Below are 19,856 nucleotides of genomic sequence, written 5' to 3' on the forward strand. Positions count from 1 at the left end.
CTGATCCGTCCAGATCCAGCAGTCTGCGCGACCGCAGGTGCCGCTTGCGGCAGAAAATCCTTGTCTAGCGATCGGATACAGGCGATCTTCACCTCAAACGACACGCCACCTGGGGAATGCAGGTTCATTCACCGCCCCGCCGCACACCCAATGCCATCCGCCCCAGCTTGACCAGCACGCCAAGCGGCAGCACGGCGATGATCCCCATCACGAAATAGGCGGCAAACACCTGCTGCGCTTCTTGCCCGGTGGCACAGACACCCGGTTCGAACAGATGCAGCGCAAAGCTCGGCCCGCAGTTCGACGCCGTGCCGAAAAACGCAGGCACCAGCGCCCCCACCGGCACCAGTGCCAGCATCTTGGCCCAGTCCGCGCGCGACAGGAACCACGCGACCCCCAGGGCCACGATCGCAAAATAGATCAGAAACATCGTCATTCCCGGCCCTCCAGATAGCGCCGCTTCGCCTCTTCCATGCGGCGCATGTCGCGCACCGCGCCTTCGATCGCCACCTCGTCCGATTTATCGGCATAGCGAAACTCGCTGTCGGCATAGCGGTTGATTTCCTGCACCACCATCTCGACCGTGACGGGGCGGCGCAGATCGGCGATCATTGCGGCCTTGGTGGCGTAATCCTTGAACAGGAACAGATCGGGGTTTTCCATCCACTCGTCGGGCAATTCGAAGTCCATCGCCCGGACCTTGACCGCATCGGTGATGTTCTTGATCGCGCGCCCGGTGAAGCGCGGATCGGACTCTTGAATCGCCTTCAGATAGGTGCCGAGCTTGGCAAGCGTATCCAGCGGCCCGATCCGCTCTTGCACGGCATCGAACACCTCGGCCAGCCCGGCCTCGGCGGGTCGGTTGTGCGCGGCGAAACTGTTGGCCACCGCGCGCTTGATTTCCTGTGCGGCGAACAGCTCGTGGCTGCCCAGCGGGATGTCGTGCTTCTTGCCCAAAAGCAGCGCGAGGATGTCGATGTAATCCTCGCGCGTCTGCGGCCCGTCGACCAGAAACCGCGCCCCCGCCCGCTGACGCAGCGCGTCATCCACATTCTCGGGGAAGTTGGAAAACATCCCGAAGGTGCAATTGCCGCGCACCACCGTGTTGGCACCGGCGAAAGCCTCCATCAGAACGGCGGTCACCTCCTGCTGGCCCGCGCTCGATTGCCGGTCGCCGCGCTTGCCCGCGATCTGGTCAATGTCGTCGACTGTGCCAAACCCGATCACCGCAGGGTCCATGACGTTCTGGATGAAGGCCTTGGCGTTCTGCCCCGACTTGCCCTGATAGCTGTCGATATTGTCGATGCCGAAATTCTGATAGCGGAACGGATAGCCCGCCGCCTTGCAATACTCGTTCAGCAGACCCGCCATCATCTGAATGAGCGTCGTCTTGCCGGTGCCCGGCGCACCATCGCCCATGAAGGTGAAGATGAAGCCGCCGAGTTCCGCAAACGGGTTCAGCTTGCGCTCGAAATCATAGGCCATCAGCATCTTGGCCAGACGCATCGCCTGATATTTCGCGATGTGGTTGCCCACCACCTCCTGCGGTTTCTTGAACTGCATCACCAGCGTGCTGCCACGCGCCTTGCGGGCGGGCGCAAAGCCCGCAATCGGCAGATCATCCGCCTCGATGCGCCAGGCCGCACCGGTGAAAGCCGCGGTGCGCGCCGCCCCCTCGCCACGCGCACGGACCTTTTCCATCAGCGCCTCGGCATAGGCCAGAACGGTCGCCACCAGCCGCGCATCATCCGTGCCATGCAGCGCGATGTCCTGATCCAGTTCCCACAATGCACCATAAAGCGCGAGGCTCGGGTTATCGGTCAGCACCTCGTCGACCGCGCCGATCTCGACCGTGGTCTCACCCGCCTGCGGCGCCAGCAGAAATGCCGTCGCATTGCCAAAGACCGACAACACCACCAGCGATTCCGCCGCCAGCAATTCGCCAAACTCGGCCCGCCGCGCCTCTGGCAGACGACCTTCCAGATTGGCCTGTTTCAACTCGCGCAGGCCGGTCGCCTCGGCAAAGGCCTCACCCAGGGCCAGCGCAATCGCCAGGGCGCGGCGCAGCGCCTGCAACACCGCCGCCTGCGCCGGCGTGGGCAGATCGTCGCCCCCCACCGCCTGCACCCGTGCGGCCAGTTGCACGCCATCGGGGCGCGCGGTGGGCCGCGTCACCAGCCCCGGCGTGGTTGACCGGAACCGGCGCGCGCCAGTGACGATGCCTGCCGAACGTTCTACCGGAGCGACCTCGGCCGCACGCGCCAGGCGCGGCGCATGGTCGAACCCCGCCAGCATCGCCGCCGCGGCCCCGTAATGCGCCCGGATCGCCTCTTCGCGCAGTTCCATCTCGTCGCGCAATGCCGACATGCCTGACCTCTTCTTCTTGGCTGAAATACTCCGGGGGTCCGGGGGCTGGCCCCCGGCCTCGCTCAGCCGTAAACCATTACCCGGCCGGAGTGCCCGACCACGAATTTGCGCACCTCGCGAAAGCCCTCGGGGTCTTTCTCGGCCAGCACCTGAAACGGGCGCTGCGGCAGGATGATCGCGCGGCTCATCCGGGTTGCGCCCAGATCGGCCCCGCGCCCCGAAAACGGATCGAGCGCAAAGACCTGCCGTTCGGTCGTCGAAAACCAGCCCTTCTCCAACTCGACCCGCGTCGATTCCAGATCCTCGACCGTCCAGGCCAGCGCCCAATCCTCGCCCGCGGGCGCGCGCGCCTCGTCCAAAACCTCGCGGATCGGGCCGGTCTGCAGGGTAAAAGCGGTGGAATACATCGGCCCCAGATGGATGCGCCGCAGACGTTTGGGGTGCAGATCGTCGAAATCCGTATCGAAACCCTTGGCAATCGTCACCAGCTTCAGCCCGCCCACCGATTGCGCCAGCAGATGCGCCTGCACCTGCGCCCATCGCCCCTCGTCCTTGGGCAGCGCGGTCCGGCCGCTGTCTTCCAGATCCAGGATATAGACCACCGGCACATTCAGCTGGCTGTCATAGACCGCCCAGTGCAGCGTATAGCCGCGCCGCCCCTGCGGCCGGTCGCCGGTCCATTCCGCCACCGGATGCATCTGCGGCCAGAACAGCCCGCCCGCCGCCAGCGCCTCGAAGTAAAGCCGCTGGCTCAGCGCATATTGCAGATCGGTGGGGATCGTGCGCGCGCCCACGATCTGCCGGATCATCCGGTCCTTCAGATCGGCCTCGGGCGCCATTCCCGCCAGATGCTGCGCGGCCTGCGCGGCATCATTGGCCATCGCCACCAGCTCCTGATAGATCGGAAACCCGCTTTCATGCAGGTCGATCGTCAGATGCCGCCGCGCGGGCCCGGTGATCCGCCCCGCCACAAGGTATTTCAGCGACAGCGCCTGAAACGTGGCCGCAATCGCGCCGGCATAGCCGCTCAGGATCTCGGTCTCGCGCGTGGCCAGACTTTGATCTGCCTCCATCTCCTGCGCGACACTGGCCATCATCCGCGTGATCCGCGCGAATTTCGCGAAATAGCGCCGCGCGGCCAGATCGTCGTTCAGAACCTTGTGGTCATGGGTCAGGTCAAGCTTGGGGGTGGGGTCAAGATCGGGCACTTAGCCACCATACAGGTTCTTGTCGTGTTTCTCGACAATCGCGGCAAAGCGGCGGGCAAAGCGTTCGTCGGCCTTGGCCTTCTGTTCCAGCACCTTGCGGGCAAAGACCATGTGATCCTCATGCGCCTCCAGCATCTCGGCCATCCGCGCATTGGTCGCAACGCCGATCCCCGCCATGGCGGTTTGCGCCTCCTGATCGGTTTTCACGCCGATCTCGTTGATCCGGTGCGCCACATCCTGCTGCTGCGCGGTTTTCAACGATTTGGTCAGCGCATCATACAGCACCACGCGCTGCTTGGTGTCGGTCTGCAGCTTGTTGATCAGCACCATCTGCGTCGCCGCCTGGTTTTGCAGGCTGTCGACCCAGGTCTTGCCCTTCTCGATATAGCGCTCCAGCGTCTGGGATTTCGCCAGCTTGACCTGCTCGTCCTGCACCAGCGCGTTATAGCGCACGTTCAGATCGGCCAGCTCGGTTTCCAACCGGGTGCGCGCCGCCGCGTCCTGCTCGACCGCGATCTTGTTTTCCAGTTCAATAATCTTGGGGTCCATCGCCTGAATATCGGCACGGATCTGTTCCAGTTCTGCGACGGTCGCCTCGCGCTCATCCAGCGTTCCGGTCAGGTTCGCCTCGACCTTGGCCTTCTGCTCGTTCAGCACCGCCAGCTGACCATCCAGCAGCTTCACGATGGTGTCGGACTTCGCAATCAGGTCCTGCAGTTTCGCGTCGATCGAGGCCGACCGCAGCCGCTCCTGCCGCATCGCCTCCGACTTGCCGCGCGCAAAGACCCCGACGAAGCTTTCCCACCCGGTTTTCGACCGCATCTCGTCGAAATCCTTGGAAAACCCCGCCGTCACATCGTCCAGCCCCATGATAAGCTCGGCGATATTGGCATTCATCGCGTCCGCATGGGCCTGCACATCGGCCAGCGTGGCGTTTTCAATGTCGAAGGTCTCGGCCTCGGCGGTGCCCAGCTTGGCGCGCGCCGTTTCGATCCGGCTTGTGATCTCGGACATCTTGGCCTGCGCCTCGGCCATCTGCCGCTGACTTTCCGCGATCTGGGTTTCAAAACCGGCCATCCGACCCTCCAATGTTAAACTCATTTACAAATGGGAGCCCTCCGCCCCCGCGCAAGACCCCTTCGCTCGAAACGCTAGCGAAATCGTTCCCGCGCCGCCACCGCTTTTGCACATTTACGCGCGCCGATCCCGGGGTTAGCGTGGTGTCATGGACCTGGCCCAACGCATCCGTTTCGAGATCGACCGGCGCCGCGACGATCTGATCGCGCTGACGCAGGATCTGATCCGTATTCCGACGCTGAACCCGCCCGGGCGCCACTACCGCGAGATTTGCGACTATCTGGCCGAACGCCTGGCCCACCGCGGCTTTGCGATAGAGCTGATCCGCGCCCATGACGCCCCGGGCGATTGTGACGCCTATCCGCGCTGGAACCTTGTCGCGCGACGCGCGGGCGCATCCCCCGGCGAGTGCGTGCATTTCAACAGCCATCACGACGTGGTCGAAGTTGGCCACGGCTGGACCCGCGATCCGTTCGGTGGCGAACTGGAAGGCGACCGGATCTATGGCCGCGGGGCCTGCGACATGAAAGGTGGACTTGCCGCCTCGGTTATCGCCGCCGAAGCCTTCATCGCCGCCTGCCCCGACTACCGGGGTGCCATCGAGATTTCCGCCACCGCGGACGAGGAATCGGGCGGCTATGGCGGCGTGGCCTATCTGGCCGCGCAGGGCTATTTCGATCCGGGCCGGGTGCAGCATGTCATCATCCCCGAACCGCTGCACAAGGATCAGATCTGCCTTGGCCATCGCGGCGTCTGGTGGGCCGAGATCGAAACGCAGGGCCGCATCGCCCATGGCTCGATGCCTTTCTTAGGCGATTGCGCGGTGCGTCACATGGGCGCTGTGCTGGCCGAGATCGAGGCGACGCTGATGCCGCTTCTGGCCAGCAAACACACCGCGATGCCGGTCATCCCGCCCGGCGCGCGGCAATCCACGCTCAACATCAATTCGATCCACGGCGGCGCACCCGAACCCGAAGCGGGCTCCACAGCCCTGCCCGCCCCCTGCGTGCCCGACCGCTGCCGCATCATCATCGACCGCCGCTTCCTGATCGAGGAACAGATCGACGAGGTAAAGGCCGAGGTCACCCGGCTGCTGGAACGCGTCAAGGCGCAGCGTCCGAGCTTTGCCTATGAAATCCGCGATCTGTTCGAGGTGCAGCCCACGATGACCGACCGCGACGCGCCGGTGGTGCGTTCGACCGCCACCGCCATCGCCGCCGTGCTGGGCCGCGAGGCCGCCTATGTCGTCAGCCCCGGCACCTATGATCAGAAACATATCGACCGGATCGGGCGACTGAAGAACTGCATCGCCTATGGCCCGGGCGAACTGGCGCTGGCGCATCAGCCCGACGAATGGATCAGCGTCACCGACATGACCGACAGTGCCAAGGTAATGGCACTGGTTCTGGCCGAACTGCTGGCCCCGGCGGGTTAGGGGGGCGCTGCCCCCCGCTTCGCTCCCCCCGGGATATTTAGGCCAAGATGAAAAGCGGTTCCTCTTCACCTTGGCCTAAATATCCCGGGGGTCCGGGGGCGGCGCCCCCGGCGCGGATCACACCGCGATATTGTCGATCAGGCGCACATCGCCCAACTGCGCGGCCACCAGCATCCGCGCCGGTTCGCTGAGGTTTGCCATCGGGCGCAGCCCTTCGACGCTGCGCAATTCCAGATATTCGACCGCGCTGAACCCCGCTTCCAGGATCGCCGCCTGCGCGTTCATCAGCGTCTCGCCCACCGGCGCGCCATCGCGAATTTCGGCAGCGGCGGCCTGCATGATCTGATGCAGCGCCGGTGCCTGCGCGCGTTCCGCCGCCGACAGCCGCACATTGCGCGACGACATCGCCAGCCCGTCGGCCTCGCGGATCGTCGGGCAGCCGATGATCCGGATCGGGATGTTCAGATCCTCGACCAGGCGGCGCACCACCTGCAATTGCTGCCAATCCTTTTCGCCGAAAAAGGCGCGGCCCGCCTGGGTCATGCCGAAAAGCTTGGCGACCACCGTCGCCACGCCGTCGAAATGGCCCGGGCGGAAGGCGCCTTCCAGCGGCTCCGACACGCCCGAGACCGACACCGTGGTGGCGAACCCGTCGGGATAGACCTCGTCCACGCCCGGTGCGAACAGCACGTCGACGCCCTCGGCCTCGAGCAGTGCCAGATCATGCGCCTCGTCGCGCGGGTATTTGGTCAGGTCGTCGGGGTTATTGAACTGCATCGGGTTGACGAAGATCGTCACGATCACCCGGTCCGACTGTTCGCGCGCAGCCCGTGCCAGACTGAGGTGCCCGTCATGCAGCGCCCCCATCGTCGGCACCACCCCCACTAGCATGCCAGAGCGTTTCCACGCGGCCACCTTCTCGCGCAGCTCGGCCGAGGTGCGGATCACTTGCGTCATTTTTTCACCTCATCGGCAAAGACATGTTCGGGCGCCGGGAAGGTGCGGCCGCGCACCTCGGCGGCATAGGCGGCAATCGCGGCTTCGCCATCGGTGCCGAGGCTGCCGAAGCGCTTGACGAATTTCGGCTTGAAGGCGGTGAACAGGCCCAGCATGTCATCGACGACCAGCACCTGGCCATCGCAGCCCGCGCTGGCCCCGATGCCCACGGTCGGAATGGCGATTTCGGCGGTGATCCGATCGGCCAGGCTGGCGGGCACTTTCTCCAACACCACGGCAAAGGCGCCCGCGGCGGCCACCGCCTGCGCATCGGCCATCAGCCGCGCGCCATCCTCGCCCCGGCCCTGCACCTTGTAGCCGCCGAACACATTGACCGATTGCGGCGTCAGCCCGATATGCGCCATCACCGGAATGCCGCGCGTCACCAGAAAGGCGATGGTCTGCGCCATATGCACGCCGCCTTCCAGCTTGACCGCCCCCGCGCCGGTTTCGGCCATCAGCCGGGCGGCGTTGCGGAACGCCTGTTCCGGGCTTTCCTCGTAACTGCCAAACGGCATGTCGATGACCATGCAGGCGCGGTCGAGCCCGCGTGCCACCGCCTGCCCGTGCAGCACCATCATCTCCATCGTGACGCCCAGGGTCGAGGGCAGGCCATGCAGCACCATCCCCACCGAATCCCCGACCAGCACCAGATCGACATGGGCATCCATCATCCGCGCCATCGGTGTGGTATAGGCGGTCAGGCACACGATCGGCGCGCCCCCCTTCATCGCGGCGATATCAGTCGGCATCAGCTGCCGCACGGCTCCGGTTGCACTCATCGCGCCCTCCTTCTCCCTGAGGCGCAGACATAACGGCCCGCGGCATGTATTGCAAAGACAGAAATGCCGCGCCGCAGCGCCGCGGGGGAAGGCGCCGCCGCGTTTCCCCCCAGTATCGCCCGCGCCCAAATACCTTGATCATGGGGTGGATCGGGTCAATCATGCCCGCACCGTCACGCCACCATGAAGGAGGGCCGAATGACCCACCGCCTGCTGATCCCTGCCGCCGCTTTCGCGCTTTGCGCCTCGGCGGCCTGGGCCGCGCCCGATGCGATCACCCTTGGCATGGTGCTGGAGCCGCCAAACCTCGACCCGACCGCGGGCGCCGCCGCGGCGATCGACGAGGTGGTCTATGCCAATGTCTTCGAAGGTCTGACCCGGTTCGGCCCCGATGGCGCGGTGCTGCCCGCGCTTGCGCAAAGCTGGGATGTGTCCGAGGACGGCACCACCTACACCTTCCATCTGGTCACCGGCGCCACCTTCCACGATGGCAGCGCCTTCGACGCCGAGGATGTGAAATTCAGCCTCGATCGCGCCCGCGCCGAGGACAGTGCCAATGCGCAAAAGGCACTGTTCACCGGGATCGAGGCGGTCGAGGTGATCGACCCGGCCACGGTGCGCGTCACGCTGGCCGCGCCCGATGGCGCACTGCCGTTCAAGCTCGCCTGGGGCGATGCGGTGATCCTGGCGCCCGAAACCGCGCCCGAGGCCGCGACCCATCCCATCGGCACCGGGCCCTTCGTCTTTGCCGACTGGGTGCAGGGCGATCATGTCACGCTGACTGCCAACCCTGCCTATTGGGGGGTGAAACCGGCGCTGGCGACGGCCACCTTCCGCTTCATCTCGGACCCGACGGCGGCCTTTGCCGCAATGATGGCGGGCGATGTCGATGCCTTCCCGAACTTCCCCGCGCCCGAAACGCTTGCACAATTTCAGGCCGACCCGCGCTTCAAGGTGATCGTCGGCTCGACCGAGGGCGAGACGATCCTCGCGATGAACAACCGCCAGCCGCCGCTCGACAATATCAAGGTGCGCGAGGCCATCGCCCATGCGATCAACCGTCAGGACGTGATCGACGGCGCGATGTTCGGCTACGGCACGCCGATCGGCACGCACTTCGCCCCGCATAACCCAGATTACCAGGATCTGACCGCGCTGTCGGCCTATGACCCGGAAAAATCGAAGGCCCTGCTGGCCGAGGCGGGGGTCGGCGACCTGACCCTGCGGCTTGCGCTGCCGCCGCCCACCTATGCCCGCCGCGGCGGCGAGATCATCGCAGCGCAGCTGGCGCAGGTCGGCATCAAGACCGAGGTCAGAAATCTGGAATGGGCGCAGTGGCTGGAACAGGTGTTCAAGGGGCATGACTTCGACCTGACCATCGTCAGCCATACCGAACCGGCCGATATCAACATCTATGCCCGCCCGGATTATTACTTCGGCTATGGCAAGCCCGAATTCGTCGCGCTGATGGATCAGCTGAGCGCCGCCTCCGACCCTGCCGAACGCAGCGCACTGAACCATCAGGCCGAAGAGATGATCGCGAAAGACTACGTCAACGCCTATCTGTTCCAGCTGGCCAAGACAGGCGTCGCCAATGCCAGGATCGAAGGTCTGTGGGAAAACGCCCCGACCCAGGCCAATGACCTGAGCGCGGTGCATTGGGTCGACTGACCCAGGCCGCGCCCTTTCTTTCTGGCCCAAATATCCCGGGGGTCCGGGGGCGGCGCCCCCGGCCTTTCCGCATCAACGCCTCTCCACTCAAGGACATCATGCTGCTGCAAGCCCTCACCCCCGCCGCCACCGACCCTGAAACCAGCCGCCCGGACCCCGAAAAACTGATCTCGGGCGATCCGGTCCATACCACCTGGAACGTCGAGGACGACCGCGGGCTGTATTGCGGCATCTGGCAATCCACACCCGGCGCCTGGCGCTGTTCCTATGACGAATGGGAATATTGCCGCATCCTGTCCGGGCGCGCGGTCATCACCGGCGACGATGGCAGCCGGCTTGAGGTCGGCCCCGGCGACAGCTTCATCCTGCGCCCGGGGTTCAGCGGCCGCTGGGAGGTGCTGGAAACGATCCGAAAGGACTATGTCATTCTGTTTCGCTGACCGCTGAACGCGCAGCACAGTGAAAAAGGCCGGGGTCTGTGCGCCCCGGCCTTTTTCATCAGTGCATCCTGTCCGAAGGCTCAGTTCAGCCCGCGCAGCTCGGCCTCGCGGGCCTCGGCAGAGGCCACGGCGGCGGCGTGTTCCTGCGCCTCGACGGTGCCCAGATCGGGCACGATCCCCGCCTCATAGGCCGCCTGATCCGCCTCGATCGCGGCGGTGTCCGAGGCCGAGACCAGATAACCGGTGTGCAGCTCGACCACCGGACCTTCCATCGCCAGGCTTTCCTCGCGCGAGCGGACCTTGACGCGGGTGCCCAGATCCATCTCGTCATACATGTCGATGACATCCTGGTTGAACAGCCGGATACAGCCCGCCGACGTGGCCTTGCCGATCGAGCTGGGGTCCATCGTGCCATGAATGCGGTAATAGGTATCCTTGCCGCCGCGATAGAGGTAGAGCGCCCGCGCGCCCAGCGGATTATCAAGCCCACCCGGCAGACCGCCCGCCAGAGGGCCATACAGATCGGGGTCGGTGCGGATCATGTTCTTGGTCGGCGTCCAGGAAGGGTATTCCTCCTTGCGGCGCACCACGGCCTCGCCCTTGAAGCCGCGGCCTTCCTTGCCGACCGCAATGCCGAAGCGCATCGCCTTGCCCGGCTCGACGACGTGATAAAGCAGCCGCGCATACGGGTCGACAACGATGGTGCCCGGCGCCTCGGGGCCGTCATAGGCCACCCATTGCCGACGGTTGCGCGCGGTCAGATAGGCCGGATTGACGGCAGGCACCAGACGGTCACCATCGGGCCGGGCCTGATATTCCGGCGGGACATTCGCGCTCGAATAGGTGCTGGTCGGCGAATTCGGATCCCCCGCACAGCCCGCCAGAACCGCCACAGCCCCAAGCGCCAGCGCAGCATGGCGCAGACCGGAAATAGACAACCACACGATACCAATCCCCCAGATTTTCCGAATCCCGGGCGGCAGAACCCGGACTGTCGCGTATCAGCCCAATCTGCCCCCTCTCCGTCAACCCCCCGACACGCCATCGGTTCCCGACTGTGACCCGGACAAAGCAAAACCCGCGCAGAAACCTGCGCGGGTTGGCCGTATTTACCCGGACGAAGGGCTTATTCGACCGTGCCGATCGAGAAGAACAGCGTCTCGCCCGAGCTGTCGTCCACACCGTCATTGTCGGTGACCACGAAGCCCTCGCCCGCGGCGTCGATGGCAAAGCCCTCGACCTTGTCCACCACATAGCCGCCGGTGGCCTTCAGATCGGGGATCAGATCGCGGACCTCTTCCTTCGCAACCACGGGCAGATCGCCACCCAGTTTCGCGGGCACCAGATCGGCCAGCTTCACACGGAAGATCTTTTTCACCACGGCAGCGGCGCCGATCTGGTTGTCGCGTTCGATCACATAGGCATGATCGCCCGCCACGGTGATTTCCGACAGACCCATCCAGCCCGCGCCCTTCGGCTCCAGCGGGTAATGCACCGCACCCCATTCGCCGGTTTCGGTGTTGTAGGCGACCAGCTTGACCATGCCTTTCGGATCGTCACGCCATTCGCGCTGCACCGCCATCCACAGCATGTCGCCGACCTTCGCCACGCCTTCAAACCCGAAGCGGACCTCATTGGCGGCCAGTTCCGGCGGCAGGCCGATCTGCTCCTTGATCTCGCCCTTGGCGTTCACATGCAGCAGGCCATGCGGGACCATCTTGGCGGTGTTGCCTTCGCTGGCCAGCCAGAAGCCGCCCTTGCCATCCAGCGTGATGCCTTCCAGATCCAGCAGTTGCGCCGCATCGCCGCCCCGGGTGACCGGCGTCGCCGCGGTGATCCGCGCGGGTTTCGCCGTCGCGTCGATGGTGAAGATCGCGGGCGCCGCGGAATAGAAGCTATCCGAGATGCCATACAGGATGCCCGGCTTTTCGGCATCGGCCACCAGACCCGACAGCGCGCCCCAGCCGATCAGCGTGTCGCTGCCTGCCGAGGTGATCATCGGATAGCTGGCAGGGGCCGCGCTGCGTTCGAACAGCATGACATGGGCCCGCGCGGCACCGTCGGCGCCCAGATCGGTTTCGTTGGCAGACACGAGCAGACCGCGCGCCGGGATCGTGGTGTACCCTTCCGGCCCGATGCCCGAGGGCAGAAGTTGCAGCAGCTTCGGCGCGGCCAGATCGGCCACATCGTAAACCCCCACAACCGACCCACGTTCAGAGCCGACGAAGACCAGCGTCTGACCGTCGAAATGGCCCACCTCGATCGACTCCGGCTCGACGCCTTTCTTGCCCGCGCGCTTGTCCGGGAAATGGCCGATTTCGGCCACCGCGCGCTCGAAGCTCATGCCGCTGTCGTAAACGACGCTGCCGTCCTTGTTGAAAATGGTCCAGCCGCGCGAGCCACCCTTCCAGTCGCCTTCATTGGCGGTGGCGAAGTGATCGGCGTCGATCCAGCGCACCGCGTCAGGCTCGCGCGCCACGCCCTCCAGCGTGCCGCTGAAATCAATCTTGCCGTCTTTTTTGGTGTCCACGCCCTGCAGATCGACCGAACCGGCGCTGAAATGGCTGGCCACCGTGCCGTCGGCCCCGATCACCACCAGATGGTTGTTTTCCTGCATCGTCACGACGATTTCGCCCAGCTCGTTGACATCGACGAATTCGGGCTCCGGGTCGTCCCCCGCCACATCGGCCAGCCCGGTCATCTCGATCCGCCGGGCCGCGGCGCAATCGGGCATCCCGTCCTTGAGCGGCAGCTTGACCACGAAACCCGCGGGCATCTGCGGCAGATCGCCGTCGTTCAGCTCTTCGTCGCGCTCGTTCTCGATGGCCACGACGACGAAGCTGCCATCCTTGGCGCGCGCGACCGAGTCGGGTTGCCCGCCCAGATCGCAGCTGGCCAGTTCGGTTTTCGTGGCCAGATCGACCACTGCCAGTCGGCCCGAGGTATTGATGTAATCCGCCGAGGTATTCACCGCGACCAGCGCCTTGGCGCCGATCACCGTCACACTCGTCGGTTCGCCGCCCAGCGCCACCGTGCCCAGCGGTTTGGGCGCGCCTGCGGCCGAAATATCGACCAGACCGATCGCGCCCAGCGGGCTGTCAGTATAGACCAGCGTCATGCCGTCTTCGCTGGCCGCAATGATCTCGGCCGAGGTTTCGCGACCCCGGTCCTCGCCCTCGGCGATGTTGTCGGGCGTGGCAAAGCTGGCGATGCGGTTGAAATTCATTTCGGCCAGGGCGGGCCAAGCGGTGGTCAGCGCCAGGGCGGCACCAAGCGACAAGCGCAGGATCATGGGACTCTCCGGTCAATACAGGTTACCCCTGCCCATGACCCGGCGATGTTACGCCCCCACAACAGGGGCGTGACAGTTTTGCGACCGTGTTCAGGGGGCGCTGCCCCCGCGCGTGCCGCGCTCCCCCGGGATATTTGACCAGAGAGAACGACCTCTCTTTCTTGCCCGGCTATCCCGGGGAGCGCGGTCACAGATTGAAAGGGCCGCCCCCTGCCGGCTTCAGCCGACGATATTGAACCCCGGCCCGAAGGGGTATTTCGTGATATCCTCGGCCCCGTCGTCCCCGATCACCAGGATATCGTGTTCGCGATAGCCCCCCGCACCGGGCAGGCCCTGCGGCAGGGTCAGCATCGGCTCCATACTGATCACCATGCCCGGTTCCAGCACGGTGTCGATATCCTCGCGCAGTTCCAGCCCCGCCTCGCGGCCGTAATAGTGGCTAAGCACGCCGAAGCTGTGGCCATAGCCGAAAGTGCGGTATTGCAGCAGATCGCGATCGGCAAAGAAGGCGTTGATTTGCGCGGTAATCTCGTCGCAGCGTGCGCCGGGTTTCAACAGGCTCATGCCGTATTCATGCGCAGCGACGTTAGCGTCCCAGATCTTCAGGCTGGCGGCGTCCGCCTCGCCCACGAACAAGGTGCGTTCCAGCGCGGTGTAATAGCCCGAAATCATCGGAAAACAGTTCAGGCTCAGGATATCGCCGCGTTTCAGCTTGCGCCCGGTGACCGGGTTGTGCGCCCCGTCGGTGTTCAGCCCGGACTGGAACCAGACCCAGGTGTCGCGATATTCGGCGTCGGGAAAGCGGCGGGCAATCTCGGCCTCCATCGCATCGCGCCCGGCCATTGCCACGTCGATCTCGCGCAGACCTTCGCGGATCGTGTCGCGGATCGCATAGCCGCCGACATCGGCCACCGCGGCCCCGTGCCGGATCAGCTCGATCTCGGCCGGGCTCTTGACCATTCGCTGCGCCATCGTGCCGGCGGATATATCCATGCCGCGCTTCGGCGCCATGAAATGGCTGAACTTCTCGGCGTTGACCATGGTCAGGTGGTCGGCCTCGACACCGACCGACTTGCCCGTCCCGATCACATGCGCCACCGCGCGCCAGTAATTATCGCGCGCCCAGTCGGTATAGGTCAGGCTTTCGCCATGGCAGCGCCGCCAGGGCTGGCCCGCGTCGATCCCTGCCGCAATCACCACCGCGCGGTCACGCGTGACCACCAGCCCATAGGGCCGCCCGAAGCTGCAATAAAGAAACCCGGAATAATAGGCGATATTGTGCATCGAGGTCAGAAGACACGCGTCCAGATCGTGCATCTCCATCAGATCGCGCAGGCCTTCCAGCCGCGCCTCGTATTCCGCAGGCGCAAAGGGCAGCGGGGCTTTTTCGCCATTCTCGCAGGTATAGAATTCGGGTCTTTGCATCATCGTCTCCATAGGGCCACCCGGACCCCGAAAGATCCCGGCGTTCAGGACGAAGGCGGAGGGTCCGCAAGCCTTGGGCGTGCCCGCCCCGTGACGACGCCATCGTCACCGCTCGGCCCCATGCTGGCGCAAATCATGCGGCGTTGCAATGCTTGCGGGCGGGCGTCTCGGATCGGGGAAAATGCGGCGCTTTCTTCTTGGCACAAATACTCCGGGGGTGAGGGCCGCCCGGCCCGAGGGGGCAGCGCCCCCTTGACCCGGCCCGCAACACGAACGAACCTCGCGGCAATGGGCCGCTATATCCTCAAACGTCTGATCACCCTTGTCGCCAGCCTCGCTTTGGCCAGTGTGGTGATTTTCGCGCTGATCGAGGTCACCCCCGGCGATCCGGCCAGTTTCATGCTGGGGCTCAATGCCGCGCCCGAGACCGTAGCCGCCCTGCGCGATCAGCTGGGCCTGGATGAGGCACTGCCGCTGCGCTATCTGCAGTGGGTCGGCGGGATGCTGCAGGGCGATTTCGGGCTGAGCTATACCTACAAGGTGCCGGTGGCCGATCTGGTGGCCGACCGCCTTGAAATCTCGGCGCCGCTGGCACTGATCGCGCTGGCGCTGTCCACGGCACTGGCGCTGCCTGCGGGCCTGTGGGCCGCGTCGCGCCGCGGGCGGGCGGGCGATGCGCTGGTGATGGGGGCCACGCAACTGGGGATCGCGGTGCCCAATTTCTGGTTCGCGATGCTGCTGGTGCTGGTGTTCGCGATCAAATGGCAGCTGTTTCCCGCCGGTGGCTTTCCGGGCTGGTCTGACCCGTTGGCGGCGCTGCGCGCGCTGAGCCTGCCCGCGCTGGCGCTGGCGCTGCCGCAGGCGGCAATTCTGGCGCGGGTGCTGCGTTCGGCCCTGATCGAGACGCTGGGGCAGGATTACATCCGCACCGCGCGCGCCAAGGGCCTGTCGCGCGGTGCCGCCCTGACGCGGCATGCGCTGCGCAATGCGCTGATCCCGGTGTTGACGATTCTGGGGATGCAGTTTTCCTTCCTGCTGGCGGGCGCGATCATCATTGAAAACGTGTTCTACATCCCGGGACTGGGGCGGCTGATCTTTCAGGCGATCACGCAGCGCGACCTGATCGTGGTGGAATCGGTGGTGATGATCCTTGTCTTCGCGGTGATCGCGGTGACCTTCCTGACCGATCTGGCCTATGCGCTGGTCGACCCCCGGCTGCGGAGGCCCGCATGAAACCCGCGCTTGCCCTAGGGGCCGTGCTGTCGGGGGCGGCGCTGGCCGCGGCAGTGCTGTCGCTGGTCTGGACGCCCTATGACATCACCCAGCTGGCGATTGCGCAAAAACTGCAACCGCCGAGCCTCGCGCATTGGGCGGGCACCGATCATTTCGGGCGCGACATCGCCTCGATGCTGATGGCGGGGGCGCGCACCTCGCTGGCGGTGGCGCTGGTGGCGGTGGGCATCGGCATGGGCGTGGGCGTGCCACTGGGGCTGGGCGCTGCGGCGCTGCGCGGGTCCTGGGTGGATGAGGCGATCATGCGCGGCAACGATCTGATCTTTGCCTTCCCCTCGCTGGTAATCGCGATCCTGATCACCGCGGTCTTCGGCCCCTCGGCCACCAATGCGATCATCGCCATCGGGATCTTCAACATTCCGGTTTTCGCGCGGGTGTCGCGCGCCGGCGCGCTCAGCCTCTGGACGCTCGATTACATCCGCGCGGCGCGGGTGGCGGGCAAGGGGCGCGCGCGGATCTCGGCCGAACATATCCTGCCCAACATTGCCAACCTGCTGATCGTGCAGGGCACGATCCAGTTCAGCCTGGGCATTCTGGCCGAGGCGGGGCTGAGCTATGTCGGCCTTGGCGCACAGCCGCCCACCGCCAGCTGGGGCCGGATGCTGGCCGAGGCGCAGACGATGGTGACGCTGGCCCCGCATGTCGCGCTGGCCCCGGGGCTGGCGATTGTCGCCACGGTGCTGGGGCTGAACCTGCTGGGCGACGGGCTGCGCGATGCGCTCGATCCGCGGTTGCGGGGGCGGATGGCATGAGCCTGCTGCACATCGACACGCTGGACCTGAGCTTTGCCAAGACGCCAATCCTGCGCGGGGTGACGCTGGGCCTCGAGCCCGGCGAAATTCTGGGGCTGGTGGGCGAATCCGGGTCCGGCAAGTCGATGACGGCGCTGGCGGTGATGGGGCTGTTGCCGCAAGGTGCGCGGGCCACGGGGCGGATCTGGCTGGACGGGCAGGATCTGCTGGCGCTTTCCGAACGGCAGATGTGCGCGCTGCGCGGCAATCAGATCGGCATGATCTTTCAAGAGCCGATGACCGCCCTGAACCCGCTGATGACAATCGGCGATCAGGTGGCCGAAACGCTGATGGTGCATCGCAAGATGCCCCGCGCCGAGGCGCGCGCGATCGCGCGCGCCAAGCTCGACCGGGTCGGCCTGCCCGGCCCGCGCTTTCCGCTCTCGCTTTATCCGCATGAGCTGTCGGGCGGGCAGCGCCAGCGGGTCGCGATTGCGCTGGCCATCGCGCTACAGCCGCGCCTGCTGATCGCCGATGAACCGACCACGGCACTGGATGTCACGACCCAGGCCGAAGTGCTGAACCTGCTGCGCGATCTGGCGCGCGCCGAGGATATGGCGCTGATCCTGATCACCCACGATCTGGCCGTGGTGGCGGGCATGGCCGACCGGGTCGCGGTGATGCGGCACGGGCAGATCGTGGAAACCGGCCCGACGGAACCCTTGTTCCGCGCGCCACGCCACCCCTATACCGCTCAGCTTCTGGCGGCCTCGACCCATCGCCCCAAAGCGGCGGCCCGCCCGGCCCCCGCACCGGAGCATGAGTATTTTTGCCAAGAAGAAATCCCTGCCGCTTCTTCTTGGCAAAAATACTCGAAATCCGACGCGGCCCTGCTGCGGGTCGCCGGGGCCACGCGGATCTACCGCCTGCCGCGGCCCCGTCCCTTTGCGGCCCACCCCGAACTGCGGGCGGTCGACGATGTCAGCTTCCAGATCGGCCCGGGGGAGTCGGTCGGGCTGGTCGGGGAATCCGGTTGCGGCAAAAGCACATTGACCCGCGCGATCCTCGGGCTCGATCCGTTGCAGGCGGGGTCCATCACCTTGGGGGCGCACCCGGTGGGCCCCGGGATGCCACAGGCCGCGCGCGCCGATGTGCAGGTGGTTTTTCAGGACCCTTACGGCAGCTTCAACCCGCGCCAGCGCGTCGAAACCCTGGTGGCCGAACCGTTCCACCTGACCGGCCGCCCCGCCGACTGGCAGGGCCGGGTGGCGGCGGCGCTGTCCGAGGTGGAGCTTGCGCCCGAAGACGGCGCGAAATTCATCCACGAATTTTCCGGCGGCCAGCGTCAGCGCATCGCGATTGCCCGCGCGCTGATCATCCGGCCGAAGCTGATCGTGCTGGACGAGGCGGTCTCGGCGCTGGATGTGCGGGTGCGCGCGCAGGTGCTGGATCTGCTGGCCACGCTGCAGGCCAGTCACGATCTGGCCTATCTGTTCATCTCGCACGACCTGTCGGTGGTGCGCAATGTCACCACCCGCTGTCTGGTGATGCAGGCCGGGCGGATCGTCGAACAGGGCCCGACCGAGGCATTGTTCACCGCGCCCCGCCATCCCTACACCGCAGAGCTTCTGGCCGCCGCGCCACAAATTCCCCCCGCATGGATGGAGGACCGTGCCCATGCTACCCCTCTGGTTTGACCCAACCGAAATCCTGATCGGCGGACAGTGGCGCAAGACGCGCGAAACGCTGCCGGTCGAGAACCCCTCGACCGGGGCCGAGATGGCCCAGATCTCCCGCGGCAGCGCCAGCGACATCGACGAGGCCGTGGCCGCCGCCCGCGCCGCGGTGGACGGCGACTGGGGACAGCTCAGCGCCACCGAACGCGGGCGTGTGCTGGCACGGATGGGCGCGCTGGTGCTGGACAACGCCGAGGCGCTGGCCATGATCGAAGCGCTGGATGTCGGCAAGCCGCTGGCCCAGGCGCGCGCCGATGTGGTGGCGCTAGCACGCTATCTGGAATTCTACGGCGGCGCCGCCGACAAGGTGATGGGCGAGACGATCCCCTATCTGAACGGCTACACCGCTTACACGCTGCGCGAACCGCATGGGGTGACCGGCCATATCGTGCCCTGGAATTACCCGATGCAGATCATCGGGCGATCGGTCGGCGCGGCGCTGGCGATGGGCAATGCGGCGGTGCTGAAACCCGCCGAAGAGGCCAGCCTGACCGCGCTGGCCTTCGCCCGCATCGCCGCCGAAGCCGGCCTGCCCGCGGGCGCGCTCAATATCGTGCCGGGTCTGGGCGAAGAGGCGGGCGCGGCGCTCTCGGCGCACCCCGGCATCAACCATCTGAGCTTCACCGGTTCGGTCGGCGTCGGGCAGCTGATCCAGGCGCAGGCGGCGGCGAATGTGGTGCCGGTCACGCTCGAACTCGGGGGGAAGTCACCGCAGATCGTGTTCGACGACGCCAATCTGGACCGCGCGCTGCCGCTTCTGGTGAATGCGGGCATCCAGAACGCGGGCCAGACCTGCTCGGCTGCCTCGCGGATTCTGGTGCAGCGCGGGCGCTATGACGAGGTGGTGGCACGGATGGCCGCCCGCTATGGCGCGCTGCGCGTGGGGCCGGCGCTGTCGGATCTGGACCTGGGGCCGCTGATCTCGGCGCGGCAAAAGCAGATCGTCGAGGGCTATCTGCGGCTCGCGTCCGATCTGACCATCGCGGCGCAAGGCCAGATCCACCCCGACGCGCCCGCGACCGGCCATTACATCGCGCCCACGCTGATCGCCGGGGGCAGCGGGGCGCACCGGCTGGCGCAAGAGGAAATCTTTGGCCCCGCGCAGCTGGTGATCCCCTTCGATACCGAGGAAGAGGCCGTGGCAATCGCGAATGGCACTGACTACGGGCTTGTTGCCGCGATCTGGTCGCAAGACGGGCCCCGCACGATGCGGCTGGCGCGGCGGCTGCGCGCAGGCCAGGTGTTCTTGAACAATTACGGTGCGGGTGGCGGGGTCGAGTTGCCCTTCGGCGGCACCGGCAAATCCGGCCATGGCCGCGAAAAGGGGTTCGAGGCACTTTATGGCTTCTCTGCGCTGAAAACCGTGGCCGCCTGGCATGGCTGAGCGTGAAATGGGAGGACGA

Annotated in this window: 16 protein-coding genes; 7 read left to right on the top strand and 9 right to left on the bottom strand. The window is 65.9% G+C overall.

What is annotated here, in order from left to right:
- Positions 1 to 124: 124 nt before the first annotated feature.
- The 4 genes from P2G62_RS04355 to P2G62_RS04370 all read right to left on the bottom strand — a co-directional run bounded on the left by P2G62_RS04355 (position 125) and on the right by P2G62_RS04370 (position 4,652).
- Positions 125 to 436, bottom strand: a complete 312-nt coding sequence (locus P2G62_RS04355; RefSeq protein WP_275733660.1) for a hypothetical protein — start codon at positions 434 to 436, stop codon at positions 125 to 127.
- Positions 433 to 2,367 (bottom strand): ATP-binding protein, encoded by a 1,935-nt coding sequence (locus P2G62_RS04360; protein WP_275733661.1) that lies wholly within the window; start codon positions 2,365 to 2,367, stop codon positions 433 to 435. The genes P2G62_RS04355 and P2G62_RS04360 overlap by 4 nt, the downstream gene beginning before the upstream one ends.
- 62 nt (positions 2,368 to 2,429) lie before the next feature.
- Entirely contained in the window at positions 2,430 to 3,542 is a 1,113-nt protein-coding gene (locus tag P2G62_RS04365) for a hypothetical protein (protein ID WP_275734086.1), read from the bottom strand.
- A 33-nt stretch (positions 3,543 to 3,575) separates the two neighbouring features.
- Positions 3,576 to 4,652, bottom strand: coding sequence for a hypothetical protein (locus tag P2G62_RS04370; protein ID WP_275733662.1), 1,077 nt, complete (start codon positions 4,650 to 4,652; stop codon positions 3,576 to 3,578).
- A gap of 148 nt (positions 4,653 to 4,800) precedes the next feature.
- On the opposite strand from P2G62_RS04370, the gene P2G62_RS04375 reads away from it, so the two are divergent.
- Positions 4,801 to 6,087 carry an acetylornithine deacetylase/succinyl-diaminopimelate desuccinylase family protein gene (locus tag P2G62_RS04375; RefSeq protein WP_275733663.1) on the top strand — a complete coding sequence of 429 codons (1,287 nt, stop codon included), beginning with the start codon at positions 4,801 to 4,803 and terminating at the stop codon, positions 6,085 to 6,087.
- A 117-nt stretch (positions 6,088 to 6,204) separates the two neighbouring features.
- Here P2G62_RS04375 and panC read toward each other — a convergent pair whose 3' ends face one another.
- Positions 6,205 to 7,044 (bottom strand): pantoate--beta-alanine ligase, encoded by an 840-nt coding sequence (gene panC / locus P2G62_RS04380; protein WP_275733664.1) that lies wholly within the window; start codon positions 7,042 to 7,044, stop codon positions 6,205 to 6,207.
- A complete protein-coding gene (panB, locus tag P2G62_RS04385; RefSeq protein ID WP_275733665.1) occupies positions 7,041 to 7,865 on the bottom strand; it encodes a 3-methyl-2-oxobutanoate hydroxymethyltransferase in 825 nt (274 codons plus the stop codon). Before panB ends, panC begins: the two co-directional genes overlap by 4 nt.
- Positions 7,866 to 8,063: 198 nt before the next feature.
- On the opposite strand from panB, the gene P2G62_RS04390 reads away from it, so the two are divergent.
- Positions 8,064 to 9,536 (top strand): ABC transporter substrate-binding protein, encoded by a 1,473-nt coding sequence (locus P2G62_RS04390; RefSeq protein WP_275733666.1) that lies wholly within the window; start codon positions 8,064 to 8,066, stop codon positions 9,534 to 9,536.
- 98 nt (positions 9,537 to 9,634) lie between these two features.
- Positions 9,635 to 9,976 (top strand): cupin domain-containing protein, encoded by a 342-nt coding sequence (locus P2G62_RS04395; protein ID WP_275733667.1) that lies wholly within the window; start codon positions 9,635 to 9,637, stop codon positions 9,974 to 9,976.
- 80 nt (positions 9,977 to 10,056) lie between these two features.
- Here P2G62_RS04395 and P2G62_RS04400 read toward each other — a convergent pair whose 3' ends face one another.
- The 3 genes from P2G62_RS04400 to P2G62_RS04410 all read right to left on the bottom strand — a co-directional run bounded on the left by P2G62_RS04400 (position 10,057) and on the right by P2G62_RS04410 (position 14,693).
- The gene (locus tag P2G62_RS04400; RefSeq protein WP_275733668.1) at positions 10,057 to 10,920 is read right to left on the bottom strand and encodes a L,D-transpeptidase; all 864 of its coding nucleotides are present in this window, start codon (positions 10,918 to 10,920) and stop codon (positions 10,057 to 10,059) included.
- Positions 10,921 to 11,102: 182 nt separating this feature from the next.
- The gene (locus P2G62_RS04405; protein ID WP_275733669.1) at positions 11,103 to 13,268 is read right to left on the bottom strand and encodes an esterase-like activity of phytase family protein; all 2,166 of its coding nucleotides are present in this window, start codon (positions 13,266 to 13,268) and stop codon (positions 11,103 to 11,105) included.
- A gap of 219 nt (positions 13,269 to 13,487) precedes the next feature.
- Positions 13,488 to 14,693 carry an aminopeptidase P family protein gene (locus P2G62_RS04410; protein ID WP_275733670.1) on the bottom strand — a complete coding sequence of 402 codons (1,206 nt, stop codon included), beginning with the start codon at positions 14,691 to 14,693 and terminating at the stop codon, positions 13,488 to 13,490.
- Between the two features lie 288 nt (positions 14,694 to 14,981).
- Between P2G62_RS04410 and P2G62_RS04415 the strand changes: the two genes are divergently transcribed.
- From P2G62_RS04415 to P2G62_RS04430, 4 genes are read left to right on the top strand one after another with little or no spacing between them, the layout of a single operon-like run.
- The gene (locus P2G62_RS04415; protein WP_275733671.1) at positions 14,982 to 15,926 is read left to right on the top strand and encodes an ABC transporter permease; all 945 of its coding nucleotides are present in this window, start codon (positions 14,982 to 14,984) and stop codon (positions 15,924 to 15,926) included.
- On the top strand, positions 15,923 to 16,738 hold the full coding sequence (locus tag P2G62_RS04420; protein WP_275733672.1) for an ABC transporter permease: 816 nt from the start codon (positions 15,923 to 15,925) through the stop codon (positions 16,736 to 16,738). The genes P2G62_RS04415 and P2G62_RS04420 overlap by 4 nt, the downstream gene beginning before the upstream one ends.
- The gene (locus P2G62_RS04425; RefSeq protein ID WP_275733673.1) at positions 16,735 to 18,414 is read left to right on the top strand and encodes a dipeptide ABC transporter ATP-binding protein; all 1,680 of its coding nucleotides are present in this window, start codon (positions 16,735 to 16,737) and stop codon (positions 18,412 to 18,414) included. Before P2G62_RS04420 ends, P2G62_RS04425 begins: the two co-directional genes overlap by 4 nt.
- On the top strand, positions 18,395 to 19,837 hold the full coding sequence (locus P2G62_RS04430) for an aldehyde dehydrogenase family protein (RefSeq protein WP_275733674.1): 1,443 nt from the start codon (positions 18,395 to 18,397) through the stop codon (positions 19,835 to 19,837). The genes P2G62_RS04425 and P2G62_RS04430 overlap by 20 nt, the downstream gene beginning before the upstream one ends.
- Positions 19,838 to 19,856: the final 19 nt, after the last annotated feature.

The organism is Paenirhodobacter sp. CAU 1674 (assembly GCF_029222945.1).
Taxonomy (GTDB): Bacteria; Pseudomonadota; Alphaproteobacteria; order Rhodobacterales; family Rhodobacteraceae; genus Rhodobacter.

Excerpts from the sequence above, each read along its gene's own strand:
- P2G62_RS04355 (WP_275733660.1), bottom strand. The coding sequence starts at position 436 with ATGACGATGTTTCTGATCTATTTTGCGATCGTGGCCCTGGGGGTCGCG.
- P2G62_RS04360 (WP_275733661.1), bottom strand. The coding sequence starts at position 2,367 with ATGTCGGCATTGCGCGACGAGATGGAACTGCGCGAAGAGGCGATCCGG.
- P2G62_RS04370 (WP_275733662.1), bottom strand. The coding sequence starts at position 4,652 with ATGGCCGGTTTTGAAACCCAGATCGCGGAAAGTCAGCGGCAGATGGCC.
- P2G62_RS04375 (WP_275733663.1), top strand. The coding sequence starts at position 4,801 with ATGGACCTGGCCCAACGCATCCGTTTCGAGATCGACCGGCGCCGCGAC.
- panC (WP_275733664.1), bottom strand. The coding sequence starts at position 7,044 with ATGACGCAAGTGATCCGCACCTCGGCCGAGCTGCGCGAGAAGGTGGCC.
- panB (WP_275733665.1), bottom strand. The coding sequence starts at position 7,865 with ATGAGTGCAACCGGAGCCGTGCGGCAGCTGATGCCGACTGATATCGCC.
- P2G62_RS04390 (WP_275733666.1), top strand. The coding sequence starts at position 8,064 with ATGACCCACCGCCTGCTGATCCCTGCCGCCGCTTTCGCGCTTTGCGCC.
- P2G62_RS04395 (WP_275733667.1), top strand. The coding sequence starts at position 9,635 with ATGCTGCTGCAAGCCCTCACCCCCGCCGCCACCGACCCTGAAACCAGC.
- P2G62_RS04405 (WP_275733669.1), bottom strand. The coding sequence starts at position 13,268 with ATGATCCTGCGCTTGTCGCTTGGTGCCGCCCTGGCGCTGACCACCGCT.
- P2G62_RS04410 (WP_275733670.1), bottom strand. The coding sequence starts at position 14,693 with ATGCAAAGACCCGAATTCTATACCTGCGAGAATGGCGAAAAAGCCCCG.
- P2G62_RS04415 (WP_275733671.1), top strand. The coding sequence starts at position 14,982 with ATGGGCCGCTATATCCTCAAACGTCTGATCACCCTTGTCGCCAGCCTC.
- P2G62_RS04420 (WP_275733672.1), top strand. The coding sequence starts at position 15,923 with ATGAAACCCGCGCTTGCCCTAGGGGCCGTGCTGTCGGGGGCGGCGCTG.
- P2G62_RS04425 (WP_275733673.1), top strand. The coding sequence starts at position 16,735 with ATGAGCCTGCTGCACATCGACACGCTGGACCTGAGCTTTGCCAAGACG.
- P2G62_RS04430 (WP_275733674.1), top strand. The coding sequence starts at position 18,395 with ATGCTACCCCTCTGGTTTGACCCAACCGAAATCCTGATCGGCGGACAG.